This is a genomic window from Nautilia profundicola AmH (assembly GCF_000021725.1).
GTDB classification, from domain to species: Bacteria; Campylobacterota; Campylobacteria; order Campylobacterales; family Nautiliaceae; genus Nautilia; species Nautilia profundicola.
In genome coordinates, this window is the sequence record NC_012115.1 from 1122903 (window position 1) to 1140748 (window position 17846).

Annotated in this window: 18 protein-coding genes; 4 read left to right on the forward strand and 14 right to left on the reverse strand. The window is 33.5% G+C overall.

The window, feature by feature from the left end; translation table 11 throughout:
* Window positions 1-2 precede the first annotated feature (2 nt).
* A complete protein-coding gene (locus NAMH_RS06020; protein WP_012663788.1) occupies window positions 3-386 on the reverse strand; it encodes a YkgJ family cysteine cluster protein in 384 nt (127 codons plus the stop codon).
* Window positions 387-400: 14 nt separating this feature from the next.
* A complete protein-coding gene (locus tag NAMH_RS06025) occupies window positions 401-1084 on the reverse strand; it encodes a tRNA1(Val) (adenine(37)-N6)-methyltransferase (protein WP_012663850.1) in 684 nt (227 codons plus the stop codon).
* Window positions 1085-1157: 73 nt separating this feature from the next.
* On the opposite strand from NAMH_RS06025, the gene kdsB reads away from it, so the two are divergent.
* Genes kdsB through NAMH_RS06040 form a run of 3 tightly spaced genes read left to right on the forward strand, consistent with a single transcriptional unit; the run spans window position 1158 to window position 3650 of the window.
* The gene (kdsB, locus tag NAMH_RS06030) at window positions 1158-1877 is read left to right on the forward strand and encodes a 3-deoxy-manno-octulosonate cytidylyltransferase (protein ID WP_015902330.1); all 720 of its coding nucleotides are present in this window, start codon (window positions 1158-1160) and stop codon (window positions 1875-1877) included.
* Complete coding sequence (pdxA, locus tag NAMH_RS06035) at window positions 1858-2766, forward strand: 4-hydroxythreonine-4-phosphate dehydrogenase (RefSeq protein ID WP_012663462.1); 909 nt, start codon at window positions 1858-1860, stop codon at window positions 2764-2766. Before kdsB ends, pdxA begins: the two co-directional genes overlap by 20 nt.
* A gap of 53 nt (window positions 2767-2819) precedes the next feature.
* On the forward strand, window positions 2820-3650 hold the full coding sequence (locus NAMH_RS06040; protein WP_015902309.1) for a ferritin family protein: 831 nt from the start codon (window positions 2820-2822) through the stop codon (window positions 3648-3650).
* Between the two features lie 196 nt (window positions 3651-3846).
* On the opposite strand, the gene NAMH_RS06045 is transcribed toward NAMH_RS06040, so the two are convergent.
* The 11 genes from NAMH_RS06045 to mltG form a co-directional block, all read right to left on the reverse strand.
* Window positions 3847-4404, reverse strand: coding sequence for a 2-oxoacid:acceptor oxidoreductase family protein (locus NAMH_RS06045; RefSeq protein ID WP_015902168.1), 558 nt, complete (start codon window positions 4402-4404; stop codon window positions 3847-3849).
* Entirely contained in the window at window positions 4404-5234 is an 831-nt protein-coding gene (locus NAMH_RS06050) for a 2-oxoglutarate ferredoxin oxidoreductase subunit beta (protein ID WP_012663736.1), read from the reverse strand. Before NAMH_RS06050 ends, NAMH_RS06045 begins: the two co-directional genes overlap by 1 nt.
* Before the next feature lie 10 nt (window positions 5235-5244).
* Window positions 5245-6378: a 2-oxoglutarate synthase subunit alpha gene (locus NAMH_RS06055; RefSeq protein WP_015902837.1), complete on the reverse strand. Its 1134-nt coding sequence runs from the start codon at window positions 6376-6378 to the stop codon at window positions 5245-5247.
* Complete coding sequence (locus NAMH_RS06060) at window positions 6378-6677, reverse strand: 4Fe-4S binding protein (RefSeq protein WP_012663489.1); 300 nt, start codon at window positions 6675-6677, stop codon at window positions 6378-6380. The genes NAMH_RS06055 and NAMH_RS06060 overlap by 1 nt, the downstream gene beginning before the upstream one ends.
* 201 nt (window positions 6678-6878) lie before the next feature.
* Window positions 6879-7757 (reverse strand): succinate--CoA ligase subunit alpha, encoded by an 879-nt coding sequence (gene sucD, locus NAMH_RS06065; RefSeq protein WP_015901776.1) that lies wholly within the window; start codon window positions 7755-7757, stop codon window positions 6879-6881.
* The gene (sucC, locus tag NAMH_RS06070) at window positions 7757-8929 is read right to left on the reverse strand and encodes an ADP-forming succinate--CoA ligase subunit beta (RefSeq protein WP_015902751.1); all 1173 of its coding nucleotides are present in this window, start codon (window positions 8927-8929) and stop codon (window positions 7757-7759) included. Before sucC ends, sucD begins: the two co-directional genes overlap by 1 nt.
* A gap of 62 nt (window positions 8930-8991) precedes the next feature.
* A complete protein-coding gene (locus NAMH_RS06075; protein ID WP_015902285.1) occupies window positions 8992-9546 on the reverse strand; it encodes a Fe-S-containing hydro-lyase in 555 nt (184 codons plus the stop codon).
* Between the two features lie 9 nt (window positions 9547-9555).
* Window positions 9556-10416: a fumarate hydratase gene (locus NAMH_RS06080; protein WP_012663767.1), complete on the reverse strand. Its 861-nt coding sequence runs from the start codon at window positions 10414-10416 to the stop codon at window positions 9556-9558.
* Window positions 10413-11363, reverse strand: a complete 951-nt coding sequence (gene mdh / locus NAMH_RS06085) for a malate dehydrogenase (protein WP_012663780.1) — start codon at window positions 11361-11363, stop codon at window positions 10413-10415. Before mdh ends, NAMH_RS06080 begins: the two co-directional genes overlap by 4 nt.
* 36 nt (window positions 11364-11399) lie before the next feature.
* Complete coding sequence (locus NAMH_RS06090) at window positions 11400-13619, reverse strand: NADP-dependent isocitrate dehydrogenase (RefSeq protein WP_015901758.1); 2220 nt, start codon at window positions 13617-13619, stop codon at window positions 11400-11402.
* Between the two features lie 113 nt (window positions 13620-13732).
* Window positions 13733-14653, reverse strand: coding sequence for an endolytic transglycosylase MltG (mltG, locus tag NAMH_RS06095; RefSeq protein ID WP_015902528.1), 921 nt, complete (start codon window positions 14651-14653; stop codon window positions 13733-13735).
* Between mltG and NAMH_RS06100 the strand changes: the two genes are divergently transcribed.
* Window positions 14592-17471 carry a YhdP family protein gene (locus NAMH_RS06100; protein WP_041361618.1) on the forward strand — a complete coding sequence of 960 codons (2880 nt, stop codon included), beginning with the start codon at window positions 14592-14594 and terminating at the stop codon, window positions 17469-17471. The genes mltG and NAMH_RS06100 overlap by 62 nt on opposite strands.
* Here the strand turns inward: NAMH_RS06100 and NAMH_RS06105 are convergent.
* Window positions 17468-17833 carry a heat shock protein transcriptional repressor HspR gene (locus NAMH_RS06105; RefSeq protein ID WP_015901999.1) on the reverse strand — a complete coding sequence of 122 codons (366 nt, stop codon included), beginning with the start codon at window positions 17831-17833 and terminating at the stop codon, window positions 17468-17470. The genes NAMH_RS06100 and NAMH_RS06105 overlap by 4 nt on opposite strands.
* Window positions 17834-17846 lie beyond the last annotated feature (13 nt).

Consider the following 17846-nt stretch of genomic DNA (forward strand, 5'->3'; position numbering starts at 1 on the left):
TTTCATTCTCCATCCTCAATTATACCGGGGCACTCTTTTTTTAGTTCCTCAATTTTATCTTTGTAATAATCCCAAAAAGGAAATGTTCTGCACTGATTTGGTCTTACAGGATATATTTTACATCCGTTTTCGAAAAAAATACAGGCATAACCGTTTTTATACGGTTTTTCTTTTAAAGAGTATTTATAGCCGACTTTAATTAAAAATGTACTTTTAAAAAGCTCTTCATCTATATTTAAAAATGCAGCAATATTTTTTATATCCTGAGGAGTTACCCAAATATATCCGCTCTCACCGATACAACAGTTACCTTCGCAATCCTTACATGCTTCAGGATTGAATTTATATGAAAATCCTTCTTTTGAAATTAACTTTTCATTTTTCATTTTTCACTTTTCACTTATATTTTTATACTTTTGGTTGCAGCTTTTTTATAAATTTCAGCTGCTTCTTCAGAATAATTTTCACCCTCAAAACCTATCAAAGGAGGATGAACGGTAACCATAGATTTTGCATGTCTTTTCGCCCTCACCATCACAAGGGTCGCTTTTTTTGCAACTCTCGGGTGCATAAACCTTATATCAACCGTTTTAAGAGGTTTTGGCATATTTGAAATTATATCATCAATTCTTTTTGCATCATAACAAAACACGAACTCCCCTCTTTCTTTAAGAATTCTATTTACTTTTTCAAAAAACTCCCTCATAGGTAAAAACTCTTCATATCTTGCTGTTTTGATTATTTCGTTATCACTTTTTAACGTACCTTGATAAAAAGGGGGATTTGATATAATGTAGTCAAATTTTTTTTCAAATTTATATGTTAAAAAATCATCATTAACAACTTCTGCGTCAAGAGCGTTTTCATTTATATTTTTTAAAATAAACTCACTCATGAGCTTTTGTTTTTCAATTATTGTTAAATTAATGTTTGGGAAGTCTCTTTTAAGCAAAAGCCCTAAAACACCACAACCGCCCCCTACTTCTAAAACATCGCCTTTTATGTTGAATTTGGATATAAAATCATATAAAAACATCGTATCACTATTGTAACAATATCCGTTTGCCGGCTGGTATAGTGTCATCTATCATGTTCCTTTTTAAATTAAAAAAGCTTTTTTTGAAATTATAATATAATACACTAAAAAAAGGCGTTTTATGATAATCATTCCAGCTCGTTTATCTTCAAGCAGACTTCCCAATAAAGTTTTGGCGGAAATAAACAACAAACCTATGATAATCTGGTGTGCAGAAGTTGCTAAAAAAGTTGATGATGTATGCATTGCCACTGATTCTCAGAAAGTAATCGATATATGTAAACAATACGGCTTCAATGCGGTTATGACAAGTGATAAACATCAAAGCGGAAGCGACAGAATCAAAGAGGCTGCTGATATTTTAAAATTAAAAGATGACGAAATTGTTATTAACATGCAAGGAGATGAGCCTTTTTTAGAACCGGAAATATTAACAGCTGTCAAAGAAAAATTGTTTGAAATAAAAAACAGAGATTTTGTAATGGTCAGCTGTTACAAAGAAATAGATGAACTGCACGCAAGTGATCCTAACCTTGTAAAAGTAATTATGGACAAAAACGAAGACGCCATCTATTTCTCAAGAAGCAAAATCCCTTACAATCGTGACAATGTTCCTCATCAATATTTCGGACACATCGGAATATACGGATTTGACAAGAAAAGCCTGGACGAATTCATAACAATGAAAGGCACAATAGAACACATCGAAAAACTTGAGCAGTTAAGAGTAATCGAAAACGGAAAAAAAATAGCGATGCTCAAAGTTAAAACAAAAAGTTTCGGAATAGACACGAAAGACGATCTTGAAAAGGCAAGAACATATGCAAAAAGTAGCAGTTAGTATAGGAGATTTAAACGGAGTGGGCATCGAAATAGCCTTAAAAGCCCATAATATTATTAAACAATGGGTAAATCCCGTTTACTGCATTAACGAAAAAATCTTGAAACAGGCTGCAAAACTTTTAAATATTCCTATTCCTGATGATTTTGTAACTTTTGACGTTGAAGGAGATTTTAAAATCAAACCGGGAATTGTAGATGCGGATGCTGGAAAATATTCGTTTGAGAGTTTCATGACTGCTATTAACCTGGCAAAAGATAAAAAAGTCGATGCAATTACAACACTTCCGATAAATAAAGAAAGCTGGATGAGAGCCGGAATTAAATACAAAGGCCACACTGAAGTATTAAGAGACGTATTTAAAAAAGACGCTATTATGATGCTCGGATGTGAAGAAATGTACGTAGCCCTTTTTACGGAGCATATACCACTTAAAAATGTGGCTGATAGAGTAAAAAAAGATAATTTAATAAAATTTTTCATTGATTTTCATAAATCTACAAATTTTCATAAAGTGGGAGTTCTCGGGCTCAACCCTCATGCCGGAGATGGAGGTGTTTTGGGTGATGAGGAAATAAATGAAATTATCCCGGCTATTAATGAAGCAAATAAAATACTCGATAAAGAATTTTATTACGGTCCGTTGGTTCCGGATACCGCGTTTTGCTCACGTAAAGGAAGATTTATTGCGATGTATCACGACCAGGGACTTGCACCGCTTAAAGCTCTTTATTTTGATGAAAGTATAAATGTTAGTTTGAATTTGCCTATATTAAGAACATCAGTAGATCATGGTACAGCTTTTGACATAGCATATAAAGGAAAAGCAAATACGAAAAGCTATGAAAATGCGATAAAATATGTCTTAAATCATAAAACATTGATGTAAGTCAATTTTTTAGTTTATTTTTTTCGCTATACTAAAACAAAAAAAGGATGATGATGCAAAGATTAATCAGATTTCAACACGAAAGTTTTATTAAATTCATTTATGCAAGTGTAATAGTAAAAGAACAGACAGCTAAAAAACTGCTTGAAGATATAGCGGTCTTTAAATATAGACATATGGTTTGGGCAATGGCCGACGCTGTAAAAGCCGGAATCAAATTCGATATGGATTTTAAAGTAGAAGAAATTAAAAAAATTGAAGTGGAAAGTGAAGAAGATTTACTTGAAGTATTAATTAACGACCTTGAAGAAAATTTAAGAAGCTATGAAGAAATTAAAACTCCTTCAACAGACAGATTTAAAAACGACGACGAATATTTCCTAAGTCAGCTTAAAAAACTTGATCTGGAAGGAAGTGTAAGCGCATTTAATCAGTCAAAAGAACTGCCTGGAGTAGAACTTGAAGAGAGTGCGAAAGCTGCACTTGTATTTTTCTTAATGGAAGAAACGTTTAAAGAGTATGAACTTATTACAATTTACAGCTACCTAAAAGTACATTCAAACGAAGTGGATGCAAATTCTGCGTTCACAGACCTTGCATATGATTCCATATATCATTTAAGAAGATTTGCGGAACTTGCGAGCCAAATGGGAGTACTCACTCTTCCAAGACCGATTCCTCATGACAAATATGAAAACATCGGTATTGTAGAATTCTTAAAAGAAAACATCGAAGAAGAAATGGACGCTGAAAAACAATGCCTGATTTTAGCTGAAAAAATCGGAAATGAAGAACTTAGTAACTTCTTACTCTTTATCTCAAGACAGGAAGTATACCACGCAGAGCTTCTCCAAAGAGCACTTGATGCGGTAAAAGGCAACTAAGCCTTTTACTTTTTTATATTTTATTTCTAAATTTAAATCTTACTTTACTAATATTTTCAACTTTAATTTAATTATTAATAATATCTTTTACTCAAATAAATATGCCAAACAACAGTGCCAGACCCTTCAGAATCAACAATCAACAATCAACAAAGGTGCCAGACACTAATATATATAAATAAAAAAAGGAAGAAGATTAAGCTTTAGTTTTTAAAGCTTCTTCCGCTGCCTGATACCCAAGCTCAAATGCTTTTTTGTTTACTTCAACAGCTTTGCTTGGTACAGTTTCGATCATCGCCTGGAATACAAGGTCGTGATCAAGGTTGTTCATTCTTGTTGCGATTGCAAGTGCAACAACAGACTGAGTAATTACGTTTCCTACTTTTTCTTTAGCAATTGTAATTACTTCAATCGGATACATGTTCCATCTTTTTTTATCTTCCTCTGTAGGATAAACAAGATTCGGTTCATATACGATAATTCCACCGTCTTTTACACCGTCTTTGAACAGCTGATAAGATTTGTCCGCAACGCTAAGCATAAAATCGATTTCACCGTCTACCGCATAAGGGTAAAGAATCGGCTCATCATCAAGAATAATATCAACTTTAGTAGGTCCACCCCTAACCTGAGAAGTATACGTACCTACCTGTACACCGTATTTTCCAGCTTTTACGTAAGCTCTCGCTAAAATTTCACCAGCAAGAAGGACACCTTGTCCTCCAACCCCTGTAAATCTTAATTGTTTTCTCATTAGTTGCCCCTTACTCTGTCGATTAGTTTGTAGTATTCTTCACAGTACTCAGGCTCTTCTACGTGATGTAGGATACCTCTTGGGAATTTACCTTGTTTTTTAAGTTCATATTGCTCTTCAGGGCTTAATTTATCCCATTTGTTTTTAGGAATCAAGTTACCTTCGATCCAATCCATGTTTTGTTTAGCTTGAGCTAATTTATTTTTTCTACCGAAGTTTACGTGGCAGTTTGAATGAATATCAAAGAAACTGAATCCTTTATGTTGGAAACCTTTTACAAATAATCTTTCAAGTTTTTGAGCTTCTGCAACGCTTTCTCTACCGATAAATGTAGCCCCTGCACCTTTAGCAAGCTCTGCCGGGTCAAAAGTCGGGTCAATGTTTCCGTACTGAGTTGTTACTGACCATGCACCTTTTGGAGTAGTTGGTGAAACCTGGCTGTTTGTAAGACCGTAGATGAAGTTATTGATTAATACGAAGTTTAGGTCAATATTTCTTCTACATCCGTGAATTGTATGGTTACCACCGATTGCAAGTCCGTCACCGTCACCAGCAACAACGATAACGTGTTTATCAGGGTTTGCAAGTTTGATTCCTGTTGCGTATGCTACAGTTCTTCCGTGTGTCGTATGAACAGTGTTCGCGTCAATATAACTTGAAAATCTTCCTGAACATCCGATTCCAGATACAACACAGATATCGTTTTTATCCCATCCAAGTTTTGCGAAAGCTCTAATCATTGCTTTCATAATAATACCGTCACCACATCCCCAACACCATAGTGTTGGCATTTTGTCTGTTCTTAAATAATAATCGTAATTAAATGCCATTATCTACTCCTTATACCATTTCTTTTAATTTTGCTTTTATTTCTGCCGGGCTTATAGGTCTACCGTTTGCTTTGAATAGAGTTTCGAAATCTCTTCTTCCGCTTACTCTTTCGATTTCTTTAATATACTGACCTTTGTTCATTTCAGTTACAAGAACTTTGTCGAATTTTTTGCATACTTCCGCAATTTTTTCTTCCGGAGACGGCCATAATGTAATAGGTCTGAACAGTCCTACTTTAATACCTTCTTTTCTAAGTTCTTTAATAGCTTCTTTTACAGAAAGTGACACACTTCCGTATGCGATTACTGCAATATCAGCATCGTCAAGCATAAATTCTTCATAACTTTCAATCTCATCTTTATGAGCTAAAATTTTATTAAACAGTCTGTCAATCAGATTTTGACAAAGTACCGCATCTTCAGTTGGGAATCCAGTTGGTCCGTGGTGTAATCCTGTTACGTGATATCTGTACCCTTTAAAGAACGGATTAAGAATTGCCGGCTCATCTTGAGGAACATCATATGGTTTATATTCTGCAGGATCACCTTCGAACACTCTTCTGTTTACAATATTTTTCTGTACTTCTTCAAGATCAGGAAGCTCAGCTTTACCTACCATGTGCCCAAGTGTTTCGTCAAGTAACACAAATACAGGAGTCATAAATCTTTCAGCAAGGTTAAACGCTCTTACTGTTTCAGTATAACACTCTTCAAGGCTTCCAGCACATAGAGTAATTGACTGATAATCACCGTGAGTCGGTGCTTGTGCCTGAAGGATATCACCCTGTTGTGGTCTTGTTGGAAGACCTGTACTTGGACCACCTCTCATAACGTTTGTAATTACAAGCGGAACTTCTGCGATAAATGCTAAACCTATTTGCTCAGCTTTAAGTGAAATACCAGGTCCTGATGTGTTTGTCATAGACTTAACACCACTCATACTTGCACCAAGTGCAACTGAAATACCTGCAATTTCATCTTCCATTTGGATAAATTGACCACCAACTTTTGGTAGAAGTTTACTCATTTCATGTGCAACTTCACTTGATGGTGTAATAGGATAACCACCAAAAAATCTACATCCAGCATCAATCGCCGCTAATGCTGCCAGCTGGTTTCCTGTACTTACTATTTCTCTTGGCATTACGCTTCTCCTTTTAACTTTTTAACTTCATTTAATTTTTTAAATTTATATTCATCTCTCTCTGCCACAAATATACAAAAATCCGGACATTCAAGTTCACACTCTTTACAACCGATACAATATTCAGGATGTGTTACTTTTACCATTTGCCCTAAAATATTATGCGGATCCGGTACCATTTCAAGAACACCTGTAGGACAGAAATCTACACATAATTCACAACTTTTACATTTACTTTCATCAACCCATACCGGCGTATTTTCCGGTGCTGGAATTTTAAAATCTACATTTAATGCCATATAAACTCCTTTAGCGTTTCTTTACGTTATATATGATACCAAATTTAATACAGAAAAACTCTTAATAATTTTTTCATACACATAGACTGTGTAAAAATGTTACATAAAATTATCATTGTAAAAAAAATATTCTTAAACTTTATAACTAAAAAGTGACAGACACTATTATTACAAACATAATAACCCAAAAAAGGGTTAAAATTATTTTTTCTCTTTAAGAGCTTTCGCTACTGTCGCACCGATATCTGCAGGAGATTTCACTACATACACCCCTGCTTCTTCAAGTGCTGCCATTTTCTCAGCTGCAGTACCTTTACTTCCACTGATAATTGCACCAGCGTGCCCCATTCTTTTTCCTTTAGGAGCAGTTTGTCCTGCAATAAACGCAACTACAGGCTTACTAATCTGTTCTTTAATAAGTTTTGCTGCCTGAATTTCAAGATCTCCACCGATTTCACCGATCATTACGATTGCTTCAGTCTCAGGATCAGCTTCAAACATTGGAAGTAATTGTTTGTAGCTAAGACCGATAATCGGGTCTCCACCGATACCAACGGCAGTAGTGATTCCGAATCCTTCTTTTACTACCTGGTTACTTGCTTCGTAAGTTAATGTACCAGATTTAGAAATAAGACCAACGTTTCCTTTTTTAAAGATGTTACCAGGCATAATTCCTATTTTACACTCTTCAGCAGTAATAATACCAGGACAGTTTGGCCCGATTGTGTTCATTCCCTTTTTCTGTGCATAATGTTTAGCGTACATCATATCTTTAACAGGTGCACCTTCTGTAATAATTACAGCAAGTTCGATTCCCGCATCTGCCGCTTCCATTACCGCATCTGCAACGAATGCAGGAGGAACGAAAATCATACTAACTGTCGCACCTGTTGCTTTTACAGCATCTTCAACAGTATTGAATACAGGTTTTCCAAGATGAGTCATACCACCTTTATTTGGCGTAACACCACCTACGATTTGTGTTCCGTATGCCATACATTGTTCAGCGTGGAAAGTACCTTCTTTACCAGTAAATCCTTGAACGATTACTTTTGTGTCTTTATTTACCAAAATACTCATTATAACTCTCCTTTCGCAGCAGCAACAGCTTTTTTAGCACCGTCTTTTAAATTTTCAGCAGGGATAATGTTTTTAATATTTGCATTTCTAAGAATTTCAGCAGCTTCCTCTGCGTTTGTTCCGTCAAGTCTTACGATTACAGGAACGTTTACTTCTACTTTTTCAGTTGCTTGTAAAATACCGTTTGCAATTCTGTCACATCTAACGATACCTCCAAAGATGTTAACGAATATTGATTTTACATTTGGATCACTTAGGATAATTTCAAAACCTTTAGCAACCGTATCAGGGTTAGCTCCACCACCAACGTCTAAGAAGTTTGCCGGCTCTCCCCCTTCATGTTTAATAATATCCATTGTAGCCATAGCAAGTCCTGCACCGTTAACCATACATCCCACGTTTCCGTCAAGTTTAATGTAACTTAGTCCGTATTTTTTAGCTTCTACCTCAGTAGGTTCTTCTTCATCTAAGTCTCTCATTTCAGCAATTTCAGGATGTTTATATAGTGCGTTATCGTCAAATCCCATTTTAGCGTCAAGTGCAAGGAATTTACCGTCACCAGTTTTGATTAGAGGATTAATTTCAATCATTTCAGCATCATTATCCATATAAACGTTATATAGTGCGCTTGCAAATTTAATAAATTCTCTTTGTTCGTCTTTTGGAAGTCCAAGACCAAACGCTAATTTTCTTGCATGGAACGGCTGGAATCCGATTGCAGGATCAATTGCAACTTTAATAATTTTTTCAGGTGTTTTTTCAGCCACTTCTTCAATTTCCATACCACCTTCAGTAGATGCCATCATTACAGGCATTTCAAGTGCTCTATCAAGTACCATACCAAGATATAGTTCGTCTTTGATGTCTGCACCTTCTTCAATATATACTTTTTTTACCACTTTACCTTCAGGACCAGTCTGATGGGTAACAAGTGTCATTCCAAGCATTTCTTCAGCTATTTTTTCTACTTCGTCAAGGCTTTTAGCGAGCTTTACACCACCAGCTTTACCTCTACCACCTGCATGAATCTGAGCTTTTACAACCCATAAATTTCCACCAAGTTCTTCAGCAACTCTTCTCGCTTCAGGACCAGTAAATGCCACTCCACCTCTTGGTGTAGGCACACCGTATTTTCTAAATATCTCTTTTGCTTGATATTCATGTATATTCATCTATACTCCTTTCTATTGATTAGTAATATAACGTAAACAGATAGCCATCTATCTATTAGCCGTTATTTTTGTTCCCACTCTTTTCTTCCCTGCTCGTATAAGTCATTACCATAACAATCGTTAACTACTACAACAGGAAGGTCTTCAACTTCTAACTTTCTGATCGCTTCAGGTCCAAGTTCCGGATATGCGATAACTTCAGCAGACTTGATTCTTTGTGCAAGAAGCGCTCCGGCACCTCCGGTCGCCCCGAAATATACTGCTTTATATTTTTTACAAGCTTCTTTTACCGCTTCGTTTCTTTTACCTTTACCGATCATTCCCTTTTGCCCGTGTTTAATAAGAATAGGAGAATAACTATCCATTCTATAGCTTGTTGTAGGTCCTGCACTTCCGATAGGATCACCAGGTTTTGGAGGAGTTGGTCCTACGAAGTAAATTACACTACCTTTTAAATCAAACGGTAACTCTTCACCTTTTTCTATTAAATCAACAAGTCTTTTGTGAGCTGCATCTCTTGCAGTATAAATCACACCTGTAAGATATACGATATCTCCGGCTTTAAGTTGTTCTACGTCTGCATCACTTAGAGGAGTTTTTAATCTATATTCAGCCATTTTTTCTCCTTAAATAGTTATATGTGAATGTCTTGAACTATGACATTGTATATTTACCGCAACTGGCAGTGATGCTATATGACACATTCTGTTTTCATATGTTTCTATATGAACAGCGAGAACAGTTTGTGTTCCTCCCATACCCATAGCACCGATTCCTAATTTGTTTAATTCTTCTTTCAGTTCTGCTTCAAACTCTGCCATTTCCGGATCAGGATTTTCAGTACCGATACTTCTAAAGAGTGCATGTTTACTCATAACTGCAGCCATGTCAAAGCTACCACCAATTCCAACACCAACTACTAACGGCGGACAAGGATTCGGACCTGCATCACTTACAACTTTTTTAACAAACTCTTTAATTCCAGGTTTACCCTGAGCAGGAGCAAGAACCGTTGCACGCGATACGTTTTCACTTCCTCCACCTTTTGCAGCATATTCAATTTCTATTTTATCACCTGGAACCAAATCGAAATAAATTACCGGCGGTAAGTTATATCCAGCTTTATCTTTTAGGTTTGCTCTTGTAAAACAGTCACATGTAGAAGCTCTTAAATATCCTTCTTCATAACCTTTTCTTGTCCCTTCATAAATAGCATCTTTAAGTGTACCGCCTTCAACCTTTACATCTTCACCGACTTTTACGAAATAAATTGCAAGACCGGTATCCTGACATAATGGTTTCCACTCTTTTTCAGCAATTTCAGCATTTTCTAATAGCTGTTTTAACACAGCTTTACTAACTTCACTTTTTTCCTCTTCATATGCTTTTTTAAGTGCTTCAAGCATATCGGGAGCCAAGTGAGTTGTTGAGTAGATAATCATATCTCTAATAGATTTTACGATATCGTCATATTTAACTACTCTCATTTTTCTTCCTTTAAAAAATCTTTGTTTAATATATCCACCATCTCTTTTACAGCGCCAACGCTTTTTCTGAACAGTTCTTTTTCACACGGATCAAGTGTTACTTCGATAACTTTTTCGGCACCGTCTTTACCTATCATTACAGGTACACCATTTACGATGTCTTTATATCCGTATTCTCCGTCAAGATACGCTGCACAAGGGAATATTTGTTTAGAGTCTTTAAGAATTGCTTCAACCATTATCGCAGTTGATTTTCCGGGTGCGAAATATGCGCTTCCCGTTTTAAGATATCCTACAATCTCAGCACCGGCTTTTTTTGTTCTTTCAACAACTTCATCAATCTCTTTTTGACTTAAAAGATCACTTAAAGGAACACCGGCTACTGTCGAATACTTTGGAAGAGGCACCATAAAATCACCGTGTCCGCCTATTACACTCGCCCTGATCTGTCCGGCACCGTATCCAAGTTTTTCATATATGAAATAAGCCATTCTTGCACTGTCAAGAATACCAGCCATTCCGATTACTCTGTTTTTAGGAAAGCCTGATACTTTTAACGCGGTATAAGTCATGGCGTCAAGAGGGTTTGATACAACGATCAAAATCGCATCGGGAGCTACTTCTTTTACCTGAGTTACAACATCTTTCATAATTTCAGCATTTTTGAAAAGTAGATCTTCTCTTGTCATTCCGGGTTTTCTCGGAAATCCTGCAGTAATAACTACAACTTTACTCCCTCTGACATCTTCATAACTTTCAGCTGCTCTTACAATGGAATGGCTTCTCACAGCACTTGCCGCATGAGACATATCAAGTGCTTTACCTTTAGCTCTATCAGTATCTCTGTCAACTAAAATAATTTCATGAGCAAGCCCTTGCATTGCAAGAGAATAAGCAACAATACTTCCGACATTTCCTGCACCTACAATTGATACTTTATTAGACATTTTTAACCTTTAAAAGGAAAATAATCCCAAAAGGGATTATCTTAAAGCATCTATGATTTTATTGAATGTTTCGCTTGGTCTCATATATTTAGCTACTTTTTCTTCATTCGGATGGAAGTATCCTTCGATGTCAGCCGGTTTACCTTCAGCTGCAGCGATTTCAGCTAAGATTTTTTCTTCGTTTGCGTTAAGTTCTTTAGCAATCGGTTTGAATTTAGCTTCAAGTTCGCTGTCACCACAGTTTGCAAGTTCTTCAGCCCAGTATTTAGCTAAATAGAAGTGGCTTCCTCTGTTGTCAAGCTGACCAACTTTTCTTTTTGGTGTTTTGTCGTTTTCAAGGTATTTACCTACGGCTCTGTTTAATGCGTCCGCGATAATTTCAGATTTTTCGTTTGCACCCTGTTTTCTTGCTAACTTAAGTGATTCAACAGTTGCTAAGAATTCACCTAATGAATCCCATCTTAAGTGACCTTCTTTAATAAACTGCTCAACGTGTTTAGGAGCAGACCCACCAGCACCTGTTTCATATAATCCACCACCAGCAAGTAATGGAACGATTGATAATGTTCTTGCACTTGTACCAACTTCGATAATCGGGAATAAGTCAGTTAAGTAATCTCTTAATACGTTACCAGTTACAGAAATAGTACCTTCACCGTTTCTGAATCTTCTTAATGTAAATCTCATCGCTTTTTCAGGAGCCATAATATGATACTCAACACCTTCAAGATCATATTCAGGCATATATTTTAGAACTTTTCTGATTAGTTGAGCGTCGTGTGCTCTGTTGCTGTCAAGCCAGAATACAATTGGAAGACCACTGTCTTTCGCTCTTTCAACTGCAAGTCTGATCCAGTCTTTAATTGCAATATCTTTTGCGCTGTATGCTCTGAATACGTCACCTTTTCCAACTTCGAAAGTGAATAGAGTTTTTCCTTCACCGTCAAGTACAAGGAATTTACCGTCAGTCGGTGCGAAGAATGTTTTGTCGTGGCTTCCGTATTCTTCAGCTTTTTTAGCCATAAGACCTACGTTTTGAACAGTACCGATTTTAGTAGGGTCGAACTGTCCGTTTTTAACGATGTCAGCTACGATTTCTTTGTACATTCTTGCGTAAGTTCTGTCAGGTACAGTAATTACTAAATCTTCTACTTCACCGTCTGGTCCCCAACCTTTAAGACCGTTTTTGATTGTCGCAGGAATAGATGCGTCAATAATAACGTCGTTTGGTCTGTGTAGGTTTGTAATACCGTTGTCGCTATCAACCATGTATTGTCTTGGCTGTTCTTTATAGATTTCATCGATTGTGTCAAGAATCGCTTTTTTCTTCTCTTCAGGTAATTTGTCAAGTTTTGAATATAAATCTGCTAAACCGTTTCTTGGGTTGAATCCGATTTCTTCAAGTTCTTTACCGAATTTGTCGAAAAGTTTTTTGTAATATACTCTGATCGCATAGTCAAAGAAAGTAGGATCAGATACTTTCATCATTGTTCCCTTAACGTGTAAAGAGAACAGAATGTCTTTTTCTTTTGCTTCGTTGATTACTTTTTCAAAGAATTTGCTTAGCTCATCAACGTTTAGAGTCGCTGCTGAGAATACTTCTCCAGCTTCTACTGGAACTTCTTTAAGTTCTTTTTTGTTTCCAGCGTTGTCTTCGAATACAATTTTTACAGTCTGGTCTTTATCGCTTGTAAAGCTCTGCTCAGTTTCATAGAAGTCTCTTTTTTCCATGTGAGCAACGTAAGATTTGCTATCCGGACTTACAGGTTTCATGCTGTGCGGATGCATTTTTGCGTAATTTTTAACAGGCTCTGCAAGTCTTCTGTCAGAGTTACCTTCTCTAAGTACCGGGTTAACGTTTGAACCAACGCATTTTAGGTATTTAAGTTTGATTTTTTCTTCTTCAGCATTTTGAGGCTCTTCAGGGAAATCCGGTAGAGGGTATCCTTGAGACTGAAGTTCTTTGATTGTTGCAACAAGCTGCGGTACTGAAGCTGAAATATTTGGAAGTTTAATTACGTTTGCTTCAGGTTTTTTTACTAATTCACCAAGATATGCAAGTTCATCGAACTGTCTAAGGTTTTCAGGTAGCATGTCAGAAAATTCCGCAATTACCCTTCCTGCAAGAGAAATATCTCTTAGCTCCCAATTAATATTTGCATCTTTTGTGAATGCTTCCATAATCGGAAGTAAGCTGAATGTAGCCAAGTATGGTGCTTCGTCAATCTTTGTCCATACGATTGTAGGATTTGCCATAAAATCTCCTTTTGTTTTTTTTATTGTTTAAATTTTATCACCTTTTATACGAAAAGTAACAATTATCATTTTCAAATATAAATAAGTGTTACGAAAAGAAACGAAAAAAGAAATTATTTTTTACATCTTTTAATATTTCTCATATGCTGTTTGTATGTAGTTGCAAAAAGGTGATTCTTGCCGCATTTTACAAAATATAGATAATTTGATTTTTCCGGAAATATTGCGGCAATAATGGCATCACGACTCGGTATGCAAACCGGTTCTTCCGGCAAACCGTAATATCTGTATGTATTGTATCTGCTCATATCGTTTTTTATTCTGTTCGGAGTTATTTTTTCATGTGAATATTTTCCGTAGTTTAAACTGCCGTCCATTTGTAGTTTCATATGCTTTTTCATCCTATTATATATTACAGCACTTACTTTTTTCATTTCTGCAACATTAGCAGCTTCTTTTTGAATTATACTCGCTATTATTAAATATTTTTTATATTTATCATACTCAAACTTACCAAAAATTTTTTTACTTATTTCCTTATGGTAATTCATAGACTTTAGGCTTAAAAATTTACAAACCCTTTCTTTTTTCATACCTATAGGCAAGAAATATGTATCCGGTTTTAAAAACCCTTCTTCGAAACCACAGTTGATATTAGGAATTTTTAATTTTTTTTCTAATATCTTATAAACAAAATATGTGGTTTCACCCGGAATAATTGTAACTTTAACCAATGCCGCTTTTGATGTGGTTAATTTATATAAAAAATCTAATTTAGTCAGTTTTTCTTTTTTTAAATCTATCCATCCTGCTTGAGGAGAACCGATAATATATAAAAAAATTTTATCGATAAATCCAACGTTATAACCTCTTTTTTGAAGTGAATTTATTGTATAATTAACACTACCGGTAGGTATATATATAACTCTGTGAGAATAAACGTTTCTTGTTAAATAAAAAAGGACAAATATAGTGCAAACAAGTAAAAACTCTATAAAAGCTATAATTTTTACGATAATACTTTTTTTATTCATTATTTTTATTTCCCTTTTTAAAGGTATTTATTTATATGATATAAACTTTAACAATATTCATATTAAAAAAATATTTTTTAAAATAGATCACAAGATTGTTCTTAAAATATATGATACCAAAATATCCAATAATAAAAACTATACAAAACAAGTTCTAAACATCCATAAAACAATTTTAACAGCAGTAAAAATTTTAAACATCTTTCAAAACATTACAATAGAATCACTTAATTTTGGGAAATTCCATATAAATAAGATTATTCTAAAAGATAATAAATTATTTTTCGATTCAGACTTTTTAAAATTTAAATCGGTTTTAAATCCAAAAACAACATATTCATATGTAAATTTTGAATACATTGAACTTCCAAAACAAAAAATTGATTTTTACAATGTATTATTGAGTATCTATTTTAAACCTTCCCATATATCAATAAAAGGTCAAGGTGAATTAAATAAAGAAAATATTAGTTTTAATATAAATTTATTAAAAAACAATATCTTAACTTTCAAAATTAACGCTCCTAAACTCAAATATAACAATGAGCTTTTTGATATTGATTTAAAAGGATTAAATCTTAGTTCGGCAATAAATCTGAATTATGATATTTATAATGTAAATGGAAAAACTAAACAATTAAATTTTAAATACAAAAAAATAAGTATAAATGCCGATAATGCAAATTTCTTATTAAACAATAAAAAAATTACATTAAATTCTAACAACTTAATTATCAATAACATAAAAAACATTAATAAAGTGATGATTAACAACCTAAACGGTTCGTATAATATAAAAAATAATTTTTTAATATTAAACTCTCCTGAAATACAAACCCAATATAAAAATTTCAAATTTCACTCTTATAAAAACAGTTTGATTTTTCAAAACTTACATAATCTAAATTTTAATTCAAGGTTAATCAAAATAGATGACAACAAAAACAAACTCTTTTTAAAAAGAAATTTAATAAATATTTTAGGAGATTATACTTATATATCTATAAATAACGGAGAATTTGTATCTGATCAGATAAAACTGACCTCAACACCGATTATAGGAGACCTTACTCAATTTATTGTTAAAAAAATCTATGGCAGCATTTACGGATTCAATACTTCAGTAGAAAACATAAAAACTAATATAAAAGACAAAACAGTATTCATTAAAAACGCTTACTATAATAATGTAAAAGCTTATGACATCACATATAAAAACAATGTTTTAACTTTACATTCAAACGATTTATTTAATAAAAACATAAAAGATGTTTTATACAAATTTCTAAATACAGATATTCCGGTAACACAAATAGCCGGTCAAAACAATATACTTTCCAAAATTATGTTCTCTGACAATATTAACTCATTTACTAAAATCGTAACTACTTCGTCTTTATTAAAATTATTTGATTTTGATTTATATGTTCCGCAGGCAGAAATAAACATAACCAACCAAAATTTAAATTTCACAACTAAAAAAGCAAATCTTTATTTAACAAAAGAAATGCCTTTAACATTCACGGGAAGCGGTTTTATAAATTTTCTAAATCAAACATTATCAATGAACGGAAAAATTGATTTTAAAATTAATAATATAATAAAATTAAAAGATTATAATGAAACTGCCGAAGTAAATTTTACATCAAAAAAATTAAAAACTAAAAACTCTAATATTTTTATCGATTTTGACAAAAAACAGCTCATAATCAATCCTATAAGTAAAATATTAAAATATACGAGTTTTAAACCATTTGTAAAAAACGGGATACTATTAATAACATTCGGAAAAACCACTGATGTTACAGCTTATATTTTACTTAAGTTACCTATTCTTTTTAAACATTCCAACGCACCTATAAAAAAAGTGGATAATAATTTAAATAAACTTTTTTTGAACATAATAATTGGTGATAATATTAAAATATATAATGAAAATATTAATATCGAAATTAATAAAAGCAATATAAATGCCTCACTGCATTCTTTAGATATTAATCTTTATCCTCTGGAAAAATTATTAGAAGACAACTCGTCAGTTTCGAATGATTTCAATTACACTATTAACCTTTACACAAACAATGCCAATTTAATATACAAAACACACAAGTTTTTATCCCAAACTGCTACTTTAACATACAAAAAAGATAATTTTAATTTTCATTCTATTTATAAAGATTCTTCTTTAAATGGATATACAAAACAAGGATATTTGCTGCTCGAAGGTAAAAATTTTTCAAATGAAGAATTTAAAGCCTTTTTACCTAAATTTGATTTCTTCAGTCTAATTAATCTCGATTTTGTTATGGTTAAATCACCGGATGATTTTTATTCAGGCAAGATTTATATCAACAGAGCTATTGTTAGAGAATTAAAATCATTAAATAACGTAATCGCTTTTATCAACACTATACCTTCCTTATTGTCATTTTCATCTCCTGGGTTTTCATCAAAAGGATATAAAATAAAAAACGGTTATATCAACTATCTTTTATATAAAAAAATATTATACATCAAACAAGCAAAAATATTAGGGGATAATTTAGATTTTTATGCAAAAGGATATATTGATTTTAATAAAAACTACATGTTTTTAAAAATAACTGCTAATATGAAAATGAAACTTAAAAAAATACCTATAATAGGTAAAGGTTTGAGTTATTTATTATTCGGAAAAGACGGGAGTATAGACATAAAAATGGTTGTTAAAGGGAATTTGGACAATCCTAAAGTAAAAGAAGATATAGGTAAAGATATATTAATGTCTCCTTTTAAACTTTTCAAAAGGGCTATAACTTTACCGTTTAATCTATTTTAATCTTCTTTTGTAGGTACTAAAATTAATTGATAATTTTCTTTTTTAATCACAACACTTCTGTTTCTTGGAATTTGACCCTGTTGTTTTTTAAGATTTTCTATTTCTCTTTGAAGTTCTTCGATTTCTTCTTTAAGCTGTAATATTATTTCAACCCCCGCGAGATTCACACCTAAATCTCTAACTAATGAAAGTATTAGTTTTAATCTGTCTATATCTCTTTGAGAATATAGTCTCATTTTACCTTCGGTTCTACTTGGTTTAATGAGACCTTCCCTTTCATATTGTCTTAATGTTTGAGGATGTATATTTAATATTTTACTCACCACGCTTATTAAGTATACCGGTTCGTCATAACTATACATGCTCACCTCCTTT